Below are 14,031 nucleotides of genomic sequence, written 5' to 3'. Positions count from 1 at the left end.
CACGGCCTTCGCCGCGGTGCGTTACTTACAGATCCCGAAAGGTAGCCAGCCTGAAGGCTCGTTCGTCAATTGCCTCTTTCAGCGATGGCTGCGTCAGGACATCGAGCTCGTCTAAGCGTGGATAACAGTAGTTGCTGGTCATCAGCGCCTTATCGACAAAAGCCGGATGACTCATCATTTCCAGCGAACTGTCACCACGCTGCAAGGCAGCATCGAGAATGGACACAAATAACGAGGGTGATATCTCATCGCCATAAAAGGCGCTGGAAAAACCGCTTGTGCTACGAACCTCGTTGGTCTCAATTCCCTGGCGCCGCGCGTCATCACGATCGACACGCAACGGGATGCCTTTTTCGTGTGCAAACGCCGCGACCAGCGGGAAAATGGCGCCAATCATATGCACATGATGATGACTGTCGATATGTGACGGTGGCTCGCCAAACAGCGCAATAAAGCGCGCATACTGGCAGGCCAGTTCATCGGCAATCTCCTCCAGCGGCAACGCACCTTGCGCAGCCAAATCCCAGATCCCTTTCCCCAGTAGCCCTTCTCGCGTCAGAGATGGCGTATTTCCCACAGGTTTTCCCAGCGTCAGAGTGAAATGTAACCCCACCGCCAGCGCCGGGATCTGAGCGCGCAGAGCAACGGCATGGTCGACAGCGGCGCCGTTCACCAGCGCAGTCGTCGAGGTGACGACACCGTTGCGACAGGCTTCGACAATGCCATAGTTCTGCCCACGGCTTAAGCCAAAGTCATCCGCATTGACGATTAAGAGTCTTTGCATAACTCCCTCACTCTTCGAAGGATGCTATTGCCGGAGCAAAACGCGGTAGCCATTGCTGATTGGCCAGCAGCATATCGCGGGCCAGTTTTTCCGCATCTTTATCTGAGTGAATCAATGGATTAAGATTGAGCGCCAGTAAAATATCATTCAATTCACCGCTCAGCGCCGCTTTGCTTGCAGCAATCTCAAAGCCCTTAATGGTATAAATCAGCCCAAGAACCTTGTCGTCAAAGTGTCTTATGCGTGGATGCGGCGTTGGTCCATCGCGCCCCAACAGGCAGGTCATTTCTACCGCCCACTCCGCAGGAATATTTTCCACGCTCCCCCGGTGCGGCACATTCACATAATGTTCCGTCTGCTTATCATTAAAAATCGCGTTGATCACTTCACAAGCGGCATCGGAATAATACGCCCCACCACGCATCTCCAGCGCTTTCGGTTTCACATTGAGGGTTGGATCTTTGTACATTTCAAAGAGATTTTTTTCCACCTCCTGAACAACCTGAGCACGCGTCCCTCCTTTGTAATATTCCCCCATTTCGATGCCCAGCATCTCTTTGGATTTGAAATAATATTGCAGATATGAGCATGGCAGCAGGTTGAGCGAACGCAGCAGTCCCTCGGAGAACGGTAGGTCAAAAATATTCTTCACCGATGATTTTGCCAGCCGTCCGGAAGCAACCCCCTCCATTAACTCGGCAAAACGCGACTCGCCATTCACCAGCACATCTTTGATAAAGACCAGATGGTTGAGACCAAATAAATCGAGCGATAGCGTGTCAGTAGTCGCGAGTTGCAGAACATCACGGACAAACATTTTCATGCCGACGGGGACATTACATACGCCAATAAAGCGACGGAAGTTGGTATGGCGGTAAACCGCTTCTGTCACCATACCGGCCGGGTTAGTGAAATTGATCACCCATGCCTGCGGGCACAGTTCTTCCACATCGCGAAGAATATCGAAAATCACCGGGATAGTGCGTAACCCTTTGAACAAGCCACCGGCGCCATTGGTCTCCTGACCAAGGTAACCGTGACTTAAAGGAATGCGCTCATCAAGCTCCCGTGCTTTGAGCTGGCCGATACGAAATTGTGTAGTGACAAAATCCGCATCGCGCAACGCTTCACGTCGATCGAGGGTTTTAAATATCTTTAAGGGTACCCCCGCTTTGTCAACCATGCGGCAGCAAAGATCATAAATGATATCCAGCTTATGTTTCCCCTCCTCCACATCTACCAGCCATAATTCACTGACGGGTAATTCATGGTAGCGAAGAATAAATCCTTCCAGTAATTCCGGGGTATAACTGCTGCCGCCGCCAATGGTGACAATTTTCAGTTTGGTCGTCATATCTTCTCCCTCTGGCCTGATGTTAAGACAAGCCGTGTCATTACCGCAGTGCGATAATTATAAAATGATGATGTTTGTTAGCGGGGCATTACCCCGCAAATCAGGAAATATTGGTCAGTTGTTTACGGTAACTACCCGGTGTAAATGAGGTCAATCTTTTAAAAGTTTTAATAAACAAGCTGGGGCTGCTGTACCCTGCCTCCCATGCAATATCATTAATAGAGAAATTCGAAATTTCGAGTTGTTTGCGGGCAAAATTAATCCGAATTTCATTAATAATTTGCAGCGGTGTTTTATGATAATAGCGCTGCGTCGCCCTGGTTAAATATTCCTGAGATTTCCCCGACAGGGCGACCATATTTTCCAGCGCGTGCTCACCAAAACGGTGTTTGTCGTGCATACCCTCTACTGTCATTTTTAACCATTGAGGAATGCAATCCTCCTCCTGCTGCTCACGATAATGACGCAGGCGATTGATAACATGGAAGGTCACATTTTCAATAAACTCATCAAGTTCGCTATCACGAAAATTGAGCGACGCAATGACCGATTCGATGTATGCCAGAAACGTGGCCTTGATGCGATAACTCTGCGAGGCAACGAAACAAAACGGCACCAGTGAAAGATAATGGGTTTCAAAAAATTGTTTGCTGATCCCGACATTAAGAATTCGCGTCACGCCAAACTCATAAAAGCTCTGGTGGGTCGAACCGACGGGTATAAAGACAAAATCGCCTCGCTCCAGCAACACCCGTTTCCCATTGATTACCTGATAGTAACGCCCGGTCAGAACAAGCGTAAATTCATAGTAATCATGCTGATGCAGCCCGCTGATACTCTCAACTTTGTTGTAGATAAACACGTGAAAAGGGCGGCCATTAAAAAGCTGCTGCTCTCTGACTATTCTCGCGTCCGTCGCGTTTACCTCTGGCTGCATCGTGGGTTTCTCCTTTATCGTCACATTTTCTCGTGCAGTTCAATCAACTCGGTAATGAGCTCACGCGCCAGCATGGCTGTCATCAGGTGATCCTGTGCGTGAACCAGCACCAGACTCACCTTTATCTTACCCTGCCCCTCATCGCTTTCAATGAGCTGTGTCTGTACGCGGTGCGCTTCATGCAGGGCAACATGGGATTGCTCCATCAGCGTTTTTGCCGTCTCAAAATCACCGAGTTTGGCTTGTTTTAACGCATTGTACGCCAGGCTTCGCGCCTGACCCGCGTTGATAATGAGCCCCATGACGACCTCTTCCAGGGTGTCGGCGGCGGCGTCGGTTTCCGGCAGGTTATCTAAATCCAGCATGATGACTCCTCGTCTGTTGCCGCGGCGGTACACCGGCCGCGGCTATTTTCCTTAAAATTTCAGCGCCTCAGCGATATCTTCCTCGCTCTCTTCGGCTTCGATAGTGTTTTGTGCTTTATTCGATATCACGACGAACGGCAGATAGAGCAGCGTCGCCACGCCGAGGTTGAACAGCGCCAGTAACAGGGCTGCGATACTGCCGTTGGTATTAAAGAATGCCCCCAGCCCTGTGGGCATAGTCCAGGGTGCGATATTGGTGACAGGTGGAATGATCCCCATGTAGTAGGCCGTCATGGTGATGGCTGCCAGTAAAGGTTGCACCAGAATAAACGGAATGAACATCACCGGGTTCATGATAATCGGCAGGCCGAACATCACGGGTTCGTTAATCTGGAAAATGCCGGAAGGCAACGCCAGCTTCGCCACCTGACGGTGATCGGCACGACGAGACGCAATAAAGATGGCAATAATTAACCCCAGTGTCGCCCCGGTACCGCCCAGGAAGATGTAGGAATCAAGAACCGGTTTCGCCCATGCATGGAAGGTTTTACCCGCGGCCAGCGCCGCATCAACGGAGCCGTACTCGGTATAAAGCGCCACGTTCTCCAGCGCCCACGGCGTCATAATTCCGCTGTCCAGCGCGGCCAGAGCCAGAGAGCCATGGACGCCAAAGAACCACAGCAGCGAGGTAAATATGACATACGCCCAGCCGACTACCCCGCCCATTGCCGCCAGCGGCTTAGAGATGGAATCCATAATGATCTGATGAAAGGTTGTTCCGGCGCCGGCCAGTCCCCAGGCGATAATCCCCATGATGGAGAGGATCACAAAACCCGGAATCAGTGCCGAAAAGGAACGCGAAACCGAGGCAGGCACGCTATCGGGCAATTTGATTACCCAGTTACGCCGAACAACAAACGTGAACATTTCCGCGACCACAAGCCCAATCAACATACCGGAAATAATGTTCGAGCCGCCGAGCCAGTTGGCATCGACCGCGTAAGCCTCCCCCACGCTATACGGGGTTACCGTCATAAACGCCGCCACGGACAACAACCCCGCCGCGAGGGGATCAACTTTGCGTTCCTCCGCCAGCGCCATACCAATAAAAAAAGGCGCCATCAGCGACATAATGCCCAACGTACCGTTATAGACATTACCGCCGATGGCTTTAAGGCCATTCAGGGAATCAATTGTTGACGCATCCAGTCGAATGCCAAGGGAGTAGAAAAAAGATCCTTCGCCAAAACTCAGAAAGACGTTATTTATTAAAACAAACATGGCCCCAGCGAGCGTTAATGGCATTAATTTAATAAATCCATTTTTAATCGCGTTGACATGCGGTTGCTTGCCTATTTTTACTGCGAACGGTAGCAGCATCTTTTCCAGATAATTGATCGCTTTACTCATACAAATAAGCCCCTAAGTGCCGCAACGTTAATTGCGGCATGAATGTGTGAAATTACTCTTTGACGGGAAAAATAAAAAATTAAAGCGCTGCTTTTTTAATGGCAGCAATGGCACTTTTAAGAACAGCTAAACCATCGATTTTGCCATAGAGCAATGAATCAATAACTTCTACTGGCTTATCGGGTAAAATACGCTGGATTTCTGGCAGCATATACGCAATTTGCGGACCCAACAGAACAACATCAGCCTGTGGACCTTTCTCTGCTGCCAGCGTTTCCGGAAAGGCATCAATTATCACTGGCACATTATATTTTTCCGCCTGCGCACGCATTTTCGACACCAGCAACGAGGTAGACATGCCCGCTGAGCAGAACAAATAGATGACTTTCTTATCCATAAAACCTCCCTTGAGCGGCGTTTATCATCGCAAGAATGTGTGATTACGTCGTATGGCGAGACGCCGTGTTATCTGTTTTTGATGTTGTATTGAGTATACGTTGGTGCGTTACAAGGGGATAATTCACGACAAACCAAAATTGTCTCTCATTGACCAGGTATCATGACTCTCTTCACATTCCGGTCAAATAATTCGCTTCGTTAAAAAAGATCCTGACGTAAAAAAACCGGCCCTCAGGCCGGTTGAGTTCTGCTCAGGCAAAGAGATTTAAAGGTTACTGCTTAGGCGCTTGCGGGTCGGTGTCATACTCAGCACAGGTCTGGTAGCCTGAGTTCATCACGTGACCCGTTTCATCCAGCGCGACGAAATAGGTTTCAGTTTTACCATTACGTTGACCCAGGATATAGGTCTGACACGTACCACGCGCGTGGATCATGGTCACTTCGGAAGAAGGACGACCGGCAACCTGCATAACCTGCTGGCGCGTCATCCCTTTTTTCACATCTTTGACCACTGGCTGGCTCACCTGATCTTTAGCGCGATCATAAGCCGTACACCCTGCCAGCATAGTCAGTACCGCCGCTGCACCCAGAATTCCTGCGATGTTCTTGTTCATATTCCATCCTCTTGTTTATCCGCTTGTGTATCAGCGTGTTATCTAAGCCTGGAATATAAAATTGCATTTTTCAACTATACAGAATGACTGGCATAACTTTCGGAAAATTCTAATAAAACTACGCATGCCTGCAAAAACGGCGTATTTTACGACACTCAAATGCGTGATCCTTGTCGTTTTACCGTCAAAGGGTTAATTTGGCTTCATCACCTATTTGCTACCTGCATAGCAGGCCACATGACGGAGGGGTTAAATGACTCTGCAACAAGAAATTATTCAGGCGCTGGGCGTCAAGCCGACTATCAATGCCGAAGAAGAAATTCGCCGTAGCGTAGATTTTCTTAAATCCTATCTGCAAACCTATCCTTTTTTACGCTCGCTGATTCTGGGGATAAGCGGTGGCCAGGATTCAACCCTGGCCGGTAAGCTTTGCCAGACCGCCATCTCCGAGCTGCGCCAGGAAAGCGGGGATACCAGTTACCAGTTTATCGCGGTACGTTTGCCCTACGGCGTACAGGCAGACGAAAAGGATTGCCAGGATGCCATTGAGTTTATTAAACCGGATCGTGTGCTGACCGTTAATATCAAGGGAGCCGTGCTGGCCAGTGAACAGGCGCTGCGCGAAGCAGGAATCGAGCTGAGCGACTTTATACGTGGTAATGAAAAGGCCCGTGAGCGTATGAAAGCCCAGTACAGCATCGCCGGGATGACGAAAGGCGTGGTGGTAGGTACTGACCATGCGGCAGAAGCCGTGACGGGCTTCTTCACCAAATACGGTGATGGCGGTACCGATATCAACCCGATTTTCCGCCTCAACAAGCGCCAGGGTAAACAGCTACTGGCTTCCCTGGGTTGCCCGGAGCACTTGTACAAGAAAGCGCCCACCGCTGATCTGGAAGACGATCGCCCTTCTCTACCCGATGAGGCGGCACTCGGCGTGACCTACGAAAACATTGATGATTATCTGGAAGGAAAAACGCTGGACGCCGGTACCGCGCAGATTATCGAAGGCTGGTATCTGAAGACGGAGCATAAACGTCGCCCGCCGATTACCGTTTTCGACGATTTCTGGAAAAAGCAATAAATCCCAGGGGCGGCGCAAGCCGCCTCTTTTTTCACCCGCCAGAGCCTGTTACACTGGATATCCAGACAGTATCAGGAGTCCGCAGTGAACAGGCGTCAATCCGCCCCGCGTCTTGAGTTTGAAGCGGCGGCTATTTATGAATATCCCGAGCATTTACGCCCATGGCTTGAAGCACTGCCAAAGCAGCCAGGCGTCTATTTTTTCCATGGCGAAAGCGACGCGATGCCGCTGTATATCGGTAAAAGCGTGAATATCCGCAGCCGGGTTCTTTCCCATTTGCGTACCCCCGACGAAGCCGCGATGCTTCGTCAGTCCCGGCGTATCACCTGGATATGTACCGCAGGCGAACTCGGCGCCCTGTTGCTTGAGGCGCGTCTGATAAAAGAGCAACAACCGCTTTTTAATAAACGCTTGCGTCGTAACCGCCAGCTTTGTTCGTTATCAATCAAAGGCGATAAACCACTGGTGGTCTACGCCCGCGAAGTGGATTTTTCCTCAGAAAGCGGCTTGTACGGCCTGTTTGCCAACCGTCGCGCCGCCCTACAAACATTGCAGTCCATCGCCGATGACGAAAAGCTCTGTTATGGTCTGCTTGGCCTGGAGTCATTAACCCGTGGTCGCGGCTGTTTCCGCTCGGCGTTACGCCGGTGTGCGGGCGCGTGTTGCGGTAAAGAAACAGTAGCCGAACATGATGGTCGTTTTCTGGCGGCAATGGAACGCATGCGCCTGGTGTGCTGGCCCTGGAATGGGCCGATTAGCTTGCAGGAAGTAGGAGAAACGATGACGCAATACCATATCATCCACAACTGGCTGTGGCTTGGGGCCGTCAACCATTTAGATGAGGCGGCAGAATTGCTCCGCACGCCCGCAGGGTTTGATCACGATGGCTATAAAATACTCTGCAAACCATTGCTGTCCGGAGAGTATCTGATTAGCGAATTCCCTCAGTGACCGGGAAGCCAGGTAATTTCACTAAAAAGCAACTGGCCTTCTGATTTGAGCAAGCGCAATGTCTGGCGACCTTCACTCCAGAAGGCGCCCTGATCGGCGGTAAGCAGCTTATCGCCAAGTTGCCATGCGCCACTCAGCACGAAGATCACGCCTCCCCGAGTACCAAAGGTTGTAAAAGTCCGGTCTGCAATACGCACTTTCGCACGGCAGCGATCGCGGCGAGTCATGATATTGAAATCCATCGACATCTGCCCGTCATGAAGTTGTACTTTTACCGGCTGTTCTCCGGCAAAGGTAAAAGGCTGGAATTTTTTCAACGTATGACAGAATTCATGGCCGCCATCCAGGGTAACTTCGCCACCTTCAATCAGTGTAATGACACGATCAACTCCCGGAAATTGCGGAAACTCGCCATTACTGGCCAGCGACGCGATACTTGCCCGCCAGCTGAAATCCCGCGTCGCCTCCGGAAAACAGCAAATTTCTCGGGTTTCGCCTGCACCATTACGCCAGAGATTTACCGGCATTTTGCGGATATCAAAGAATTCCATCATCACTCCTGAATGGCGCAGCCAGAGAACGCCGCGCCGCTGCTTCTAAAGGCAGCGTGTCATTATCATCCATCCTGCCATTAAAAGATTATCGGCAGCAAAGCAGGATGCCTTAGCAATACTGTTGCCAGCATGTAAAAAAATTAACGTAATGATACGCGGAAATTTTCTGTCAAAAACGAGCAGGTTGAGGATACCGTGATACAGGCGGCAGACAAGGGGGGCAGGAAAGAAAAACCGCCAGTCCTGCCCACAACGTAAACACGTGCTATGAGCAAGACCGGCGGTCTTGATAGGGGTTGCTGAATCAATTATTCAGCAGGTTGAGGCATTTTACCTTCTGGCGCAGGACGTTCTGTCAGACGCTTCTCAAAATTGGCATTAAACTGTTTTTTCTGCTCCGGCGTCAGAACGTTGTAGATTTTGTTCTGCGTTTCCAGATGTGCCAGCATATGTGCTTTACGCTGCTCATCCATTTTGGCGATTTGCGCTTCCGCTTTCGCTTTATCGAAGGTGTCGCTGGCAATAATGCTGTGCATATCGCGGCGTTCTTGCTGCATTTGCTCATACTCGCCTTTCCTGATATCCCGGATCTGCTGTTTCTGCGCATCCGTCAGGTTCAGACCTTTGAACATCATGTCATGATGAGGTCCACGCGGGCCTTTATGATGCATTAGCGGGCCGCCATCAGCCGGTGCAGCAGTGGTATCGGCAGCATGCGCCAGGTTAGCAGCGCCAAGAGCCAGGGTAGAGGCAACAAACAGAGCGGTGAGTTTACGCATAATATAGTTCCTTACTATTCATGTTTTCTTGCGGCGTATGCCGTGTTGACGATATTCACTTTAACCTTTTCTTCGTCAATAAATCAGAGCATCAGTAAAACAATGAAAGTGTAAAAAACATTTTTACAGCAATTGTGGAGAAAATATGAATAAACGGTGGAGAGAGGCAAACGAAATATAATGGCAGGCAGTTTCACAGGTAATAATGGAGATTATATAAGGCGTGAGAATAATAACAAGCCAATGCAACAAGAATAATCTGCATATGGAGTTAAAAATCACACAAACAGTTCAAACATGGCTGGCACGTCACTGTCGGCTGCCTGGTCATGCGGGCCTGCAACTCGGGTCCGCTGACTTTGATTGAGCAAGAAAAGCCTCACATCGGTAAGATAATGAGGCCAGAATATCGTATCAAGCGTCCGCTGGCGTTGGAAAATATGCTATATGCACGCTATCGCTAAAACTGAACACTTCCATGCCAACTTTCGCAAAAAGAATTGAAAGTGATTTCTTAGTATGGATGGTCACATGACCATTTCTGGGCGCAACATACCAACTATGGGTTCCTTCATTGGTCATGGAATCGCTGACTAATGTTGAAAAGAAAATTGCCCCTCGCTCATCCAGAAAACTGAACGCTTCAAAGAGCGTTGCAACGGGGGTAGGCGTATGTTCGAAAACTTCAAAAGAGGTGATTAATTCAAATTTGCCTTGTGGCAACGCTAAATTTAAATGAAACGGATCCCAGCCAACGGCTTTTACACCCTGCTCACAGAGTAAGTTTGCAAGCTGGCCATCACCACCACCATAGTCGAGTACATTCCATTTCAGTATTGGCTTGAAATTAGACATAACCAATTCTGCATTATTTCTTGGACGGACACCCAGAAAATCAGGATCGTGATTTATATAATCATCATTATAAATGTATTTTTTAAAATCATCGAATCCCCAGTCATCAAATGCATGAGTATAGAGCAGTCCACAATTCTCGCAGCGATGATAATAAATGGGTATCCCGGTCAATGGTAAGACTGCATGGTCGGGTAACTTACTGTCGCATGAAGTATTAAAGTCAACAACTCCACACAAATGGGCATCGCTTTCACAGACTTTGCATTTCGATGAATGTACAAGGCTTTTAATTATCATGCATCCTCACAAAACCAGGTTCTAATCGTTCAATATCCATGTAGTCGTATGAGGCTTGGTATTTCACTCAACATTTAGCTCGACTACACCCTACCTCCCAGAGCAATAATCTAGAATAACAGCTGCAGCGCCCATTTACGTCAGGATAAGACGCTACTTTCGTGCTCAGTTTAAAGTATAGAATTACCTTAACACTGCATGTTGAGGATGCTGGAAGGGTAACCATGTCTGGCTGCGGGATGCTTTTGCGCCCTTGTAAAGAGGTTCTTCATGTCGATACATTGCGCAACGCATGGAGAGACGAGCGCCATAATGCGCGACTGTTCATCGCCATGACAGTTGATTTTTAGTCGACAAAAAATAAAAATCACATATTTATCAATTAGATATTTCACAAGCTCCGTTTAAAGACGTTAAGTGCAATTGCTCTAATTAGATAGCAAAAACGGGCCTAATCCTCAGTTAGAACAAGGTCGGGCATGCTACCCTTAAATTTTAATAAGATAGATAATAGATCAGTTAGGCTATGGATAGCTCATTGAGGAATTGAGAAGATGAAGTTCCATTTTTACATCGAAACTAGCCCATCTGCGTTTAGCATGCAGGCAACCGATATTGCCGAAAAAATTAGCGATACCAGTTCGCATACTTTTATATTACGACAGGCATTAGATTACAAGGACGAATTTAAAGAAAAAAGCAATGTCACCATTATCAACATCACTTATGCAAACTTTCCCGATGTTGTAAAAGATATCTTATATGGCATTAGCCAAAAATCAATTCCTTCTGTTTACCTTCATTTTGGCACCGGACATGCCGAAGATATTGGCACGATCCTGAGCAAATCGCGCCATCCAAGAAATAAAACACATTTAAGAATTTATGAGGATGATCCTCTTTCTATCATAACGCGTAATACATTACTTGCATTACCTGCTGCACAACGCCAAAATGCAATCGCTACATATGCTCAACATTTACAAGATAAAATATTTACTAAAAAAGAGAATCTTATATCAAGCAGAGGGTGGAATCCTGTCGTCACATACTCATTTGGAAAAATTTACGACACCAAATATTATTCATGCGACAACACTCTGCTTAATGAGCATGGGTTATCCATATCACCATTAGAAACCAACCCAAATGTCAAAACGGTGCTTTTCAATTTCCCTGAAATCGAAACAGCGCGCGATTTCATCGATGGCAATACCTTATTAGTCATTTTAAAAAATGATTATTCCATGCGCGATTGCCAGGCGAATATCGAGAACCTCATTAGCGAACTTCGCGCCAATCCAGAGAACAACCATTTTAATAAACTTCTCGTGTGGGGTGGCAGAAAAGGCATAACTTATCCGCATGATCTACAGGTTTTACATCTACCAAATACAATTCCGCTGGTCTTTCTTGATAGATGTAATGCTCTTCCCGGGCAGATGGTTGGAGAATTATGTACCGAGATGTTTTTGATGAACGGGAATGAGGTTATTTTGACATTGCCGCGCATGGAAGAGACGCCATTAGAACAACTGACCGGTAAATTCGCCTGTTTTGCAAATACCAAAAGCCTTGAACTCATTGACAATGATGCACTTTTATCCCCTGATAACCTGCGCATTTTTCGTTGTGCGGCCTCAATGGGTGACGTTGTTTTTGCGCTTGGCGCATTAACTGCGCTGAAAACACAAACAACGGAGAAATTTGTCCTTATTGCCAACAAGCTTTTTGAGGATATGGCCTCAGCTTGTCCGGCAGTAGATTACTTTTGGCCAATGAATTCCGTTACGGAAGGAAAAAGCAAACTCATTGAAAAAGTGGGCATGCAAGAGAAGATTCACATTTTTGATAAATGGGATCAGATCCTGGCGCCAAAACATATGTCCCTGGCTTTTCTGGATGAATTTGGCACACAGTGGCGAGAAAGCGATTTACAGCCAAAGATCGATTTAAGTCATCTTGATACGACCCGTGTCGACGCATTCATAAAAAAGCATAACCTTAATGCGGGCAAAACCGTGCTGGTGCACCCAAACGTTGGTGCGCCAAATCGAACCTGGACAGAAGAGGGCTGGAATGCCGTAACCGATCATATGGTCGATGCGGGATGGCAGGTGGTTATCATTGGCAGCGATAAAAATAATAGTCATAAGCGCGATCTGATGACCATTACAAACCCGCACGCCATTTCCGCAATCAACGCCTTTTCAATTATGGAAACGATCTACTTTATGCGCCATTGTGCGCTGTTGATCGCCTGTGATTCCGGTCCGGTTGCGCTTGCTGGCATGACCTCGATCGGCATCATTTCTATTTACTCGCAGATTGAGGCGAAAAACCGTTTACCCTTCAGGAATGGCGTTCAGGGCTGGAATGCATTAGGTATAGATGTTGCCTGCCCGGCTTACGGCCCATGCGGCAGACTGGTCAGTACAGATCCCAAAGAAACAAACGGGGTCTCTTTTGCTGAATGGTGTCCTAAAGATAAAACCTATGAGTGCATGCGTGGCCTTTCAGGACAGACCATGATCTACCTGATTAACCATTTCCTGCAATCTGAGGATTATATTCCGCAGAGTGCTAACGCCTGAGCAATCATCGCAAAGCGCGTTTAGCGATAAAAGCGCGCCCGACGTCATGTCAGGGCGCGCTCTTTTTCGGATATCGTCAGCGCTAACTGATGCGTTCCAGCATCAACCCCGCTCGTAACCCTACCGCAACCTTCGGATTAGGAAAGAGCACATATTCCTGATCGCGCTGGACAACGTAACGCTCACCACGATCTTCTGCCAACAGCGTACCCGCCGCAAACGGGGTGAAATTGAGCGTCTCATCCGACATATAAAGCACAAAGTCTTCACTGCGGCGTGTTAACTGCTGCACCACGCGATAGCGCAACGGTACGGTTTCTGCTTCGGGAACCACATCGCCGGAAAGCAACGCCGCCAGCGCCCAGCGAGTGCGTTCAAACTGACTCAGATCATTTTCACCAAACGGTAGTGCTTTACCAAGCTCCAGCGTGCAGGAGTGGGCCTGGAACTGTTCACAGGTGTAGTGGGTAAAGGTTCCCGCAGGCGATTGATGGAAGACCAACGCCTCCAGTCCGGCATCGCCGAGCCACTTGAGAAAAATTTCATCCCAGGGTTCAGTCCGCGCAGGGAGTACGCCAAAACGTACATGATATGAACCACGTATCGCCGTGTGCAGGTCAAGGTGCCAGCGTTCTTCGTCGTCCTCCGCATAGAAATGGGTGACGGCCCGTTCCAGTTGCGCGGCGCGGATCGTCTCATCACTGGCCGGAAAACCTTGCCATCGTGCGCCAAACAGGCGGTTGAGGTCGTTACGCAAAAAACGTTTATTCTGCCCCAGCGCCTGAGGGTTACCGATAATGATCAGCAGGCGCCAGCTCAACGCCAGCGTCCCGTTTAATAGCTGTTTTAACAGCCCATCCAGCATCTCCACCGGTGCGGTTTCATTGCCGTGAATGGCACAGGAAAGCACCAGAGAGCGCTTTACTGGCTTTGGGGGCAGCAGCTCCAGTACGCCCTGTTCATGCCATAACCAGTGGATCGCACCTGCTTCCCCTGCCATCCTGCGGGGCATTTCACCTGACAGCGTCATTGCGAGAAAATTGTCCATACG

The 14,031-nt window shown here is 48.7% G+C and carries 14 protein-coding genes; 3 read left to right on the top strand and 11 right to left on the bottom strand.

Translation table 11 applies throughout. The annotated features are described in order from the left end of the window. Positions 1–25 precede the first annotated feature (25 nt). From chbG to osmE, 7 genes are all read right to left on the bottom strand, one after another. Complete coding sequence (gene chbG, locus L2097_RS04485) at positions 26–784, bottom strand: chitin disaccharide deacetylase (protein WP_250352207.1); 759 nt, start codon at positions 782–784, stop codon at positions 26–28. Positions 785–791: 7 nt separating this feature from the next. Next, complete coding sequence (locus tag L2097_RS04480; RefSeq protein WP_250352206.1) at positions 792–2,138, bottom strand: 6-phospho-beta-glucosidase; 1,347 nt, start codon at positions 2,136–2,138, stop codon at positions 792–794. A 100-nt stretch (positions 2,139–2,238) separates the two neighbouring features. Further along, a complete protein-coding gene (gene chbR, locus L2097_RS04475; protein ID WP_047369971.1) occupies positions 2,239–3,075 on the bottom strand; it encodes a transcriptional regulator ChbR in 837 nt (278 codons plus the stop codon). A gap of 20 nt (positions 3,076–3,095) precedes the next feature. After that, on the bottom strand, positions 3,096–3,440 hold the full coding sequence (gene chbA, locus L2097_RS04470) for a PTS N,N'-diacetylchitobiose transporter subunit IIA (protein WP_250352205.1): 345 nt from the start codon (positions 3,438–3,440) through the stop codon (positions 3,096–3,098). Between the two features lie 51 nt (positions 3,441–3,491). Continuing rightward, the gene (chbC, locus tag L2097_RS04465) at positions 3,492–4,850 is read right to left on the bottom strand and encodes a PTS N,N'-diacetylchitobiose transporter subunit IIC (protein WP_047369969.1); all 1,359 of its coding nucleotides are present in this window, start codon (positions 4,848–4,850) and stop codon (positions 3,492–3,494) included. A 79-nt stretch (positions 4,851–4,929) separates the two neighbouring features. After that, entirely contained in the window at positions 4,930–5,247 is a 318-nt protein-coding gene (locus L2097_RS04460; protein WP_047369968.1) for a PTS sugar transporter subunit IIB, read from the bottom strand. A gap of 274 nt (positions 5,248–5,521) precedes the next feature. Continuing rightward, complete coding sequence (osmE, locus tag L2097_RS04455) at positions 5,522–5,863, bottom strand: osmotically-inducible lipoprotein OsmE (protein WP_041851625.1); 342 nt, start codon at positions 5,861–5,863, stop codon at positions 5,522–5,524. 253 nt (positions 5,864–6,116) lie between these two features. Here osmE and nadE point away from each other — a divergent pair, with 253 nt between their 5' ends. Both nadE and cho read left to right on the top strand, forming a co-directional pair. Next, positions 6,117–6,947 (top strand): NAD(+) synthase, encoded by an 831-nt coding sequence (gene nadE / locus L2097_RS04450; RefSeq protein ID WP_047369967.1) that lies wholly within the window; start codon positions 6,117–6,119, stop codon positions 6,945–6,947. Between the two features lie 84 nt (positions 6,948–7,031). Next, positions 7,032–7,898: an excinuclease Cho gene (gene cho / locus L2097_RS04445; protein ID WP_047369966.1), complete on the top strand. Its 867-nt coding sequence runs from the start codon at positions 7,032–7,034 to the stop codon at positions 7,896–7,898. On the opposite strand, the gene ves is transcribed toward cho, so the two are convergent. From ves to L2097_RS04430, 3 genes are all read right to left on the bottom strand, one after another. Beyond that, the gene (ves, locus tag L2097_RS04440; protein WP_047369965.1) at positions 7,892–8,449 is read right to left on the bottom strand and encodes an environmental stress-induced protein Ves; all 558 of its coding nucleotides are present in this window, start codon (positions 8,447–8,449) and stop codon (positions 7,892–7,894) included. The two genes, cho and ves, sit on opposite strands and share 7 nt — an antisense overlap. A 311-nt stretch (positions 8,450–8,760) precedes the next feature. After that, positions 8,761–9,231: an ATP-independent periplasmic protein-refolding chaperone Spy gene (gene spy, locus L2097_RS04435; protein WP_085006339.1), complete on the bottom strand. Its 471-nt coding sequence runs from the start codon at positions 9,229–9,231 to the stop codon at positions 8,761–8,763. Between the two features lie 414 nt (positions 9,232–9,645). Continuing rightward, the gene (locus L2097_RS04430) at positions 9,646–10,386 is read right to left on the bottom strand and encodes a class I SAM-dependent methyltransferase (RefSeq protein ID WP_085006340.1); all 741 of its coding nucleotides are present in this window, start codon (positions 10,384–10,386) and stop codon (positions 9,646–9,648) included. 1,247 nt (positions 10,387–11,633) lie between these two features. On the opposite strand from L2097_RS04430, the gene L2097_RS04425 reads away from it, so the two are divergent. After that, complete coding sequence (locus L2097_RS04425) at positions 11,634–12,980, top strand: glycosyltransferase family 9 protein (RefSeq protein ID WP_502799304.1); 1,347 nt, start codon at positions 11,634–11,636, stop codon at positions 12,978–12,980. Between the two features lie 82 nt (positions 12,981–13,062). Here the strand turns inward: L2097_RS04425 and astE are convergent, their stop codons facing one another. Continuing rightward, a complete protein-coding gene (astE, locus tag L2097_RS04420; protein WP_085006342.1) occupies positions 13,063–14,028 on the bottom strand; it encodes a succinylglutamate desuccinylase in 966 nt (321 codons plus the stop codon). Between the last annotated feature and the right edge of the window lie 3 nt (positions 14,029–14,031).

The organism is Citrobacter sp. MNAZ 1397, assembly GCF_023613995.1.
In the GTDB taxonomy this organism is placed as follows: Bacteria; Pseudomonadota; Gammaproteobacteria; order Enterobacterales; family Enterobacteriaceae; genus Phytobacter; species Phytobacter ursingii.
The sequence above is the reverse complement of the archived record's forward strand: the minus strand, read 5'-3'. Positions and strand labels throughout refer to the sequence as shown.

Bases quoted from the DNA above. Each gene is read 5' to 3' on its own strand.
- astE (WP_085006342.1), bottom strand. From the start codon at position 14,028: ATGGACAATTTTCTCGCAATGACGCTGTCAGGTGAAATGCCCCGCAGG.
- chbG (WP_250352207.1), bottom strand. From the start codon at position 784: ATGCAAAGACTCTTAATCGTCAATGCGGATGACTTTGGCTTAAGCCGT.
- L2097_RS04425 (WP_502799304.1), top strand. From the start codon at position 11,634: ATGCGCGATTGCCAGGCGAATATCGAGAACCTCATTAGCGAACTTCGC.
- chbC (WP_047369969.1), bottom strand. From the start codon at position 4,850: ATGAGTAAAGCGATCAATTATCTGGAAAAGATGCTGCTACCGTTCGCA.
- osmE (WP_041851625.1), bottom strand. From the start codon at position 5,863: ATGAACAAGAACATCGCAGGAATTCTGGGTGCAGCGGCGGTACTGACT.
- chbR (WP_047369971.1), bottom strand. From the start codon at position 3,075: ATGCAGCCAGAGGTAAACGCGACGGACGCGAGAATAGTCAGAGAGCAG.
- spy (WP_085006339.1), bottom strand. From the start codon at position 9,231: ATGCGTAAACTCACCGCTCTGTTTGTTGCCTCTACCCTGGCTCTTGGC.
- chbA (WP_250352205.1), bottom strand. From the start codon at position 3,440: ATGCTGGATTTAGATAACCTGCCGGAAACCGACGCCGCCGCCGACACC.
- L2097_RS04460 (WP_047369968.1), bottom strand. From the start codon at position 5,247: ATGGATAAGAAAGTCATCTATTTGTTCTGCTCAGCGGGCATGTCTACC.
- L2097_RS04480 (WP_250352206.1), bottom strand. From the start codon at position 2,138: ATGACGACCAAACTGAAAATTGTCACCATTGGCGGCGGCAGCAGTTAT.
- nadE (WP_047369967.1), top strand. From the start codon at position 6,117: ATGACTCTGCAACAAGAAATTATTCAGGCGCTGGGCGTCAAGCCGACT.
- ves (WP_047369965.1), bottom strand. From the start codon at position 8,449: ATGGAATTCTTTGATATCCGCAAAATGCCGGTAAATCTCTGGCGTAAT.
- L2097_RS04430 (WP_085006340.1), bottom strand. From the start codon at position 10,386: ATGATAATTAAAAGCCTTGTACATTCATCGAAATGCAAAGTCTGTGAA.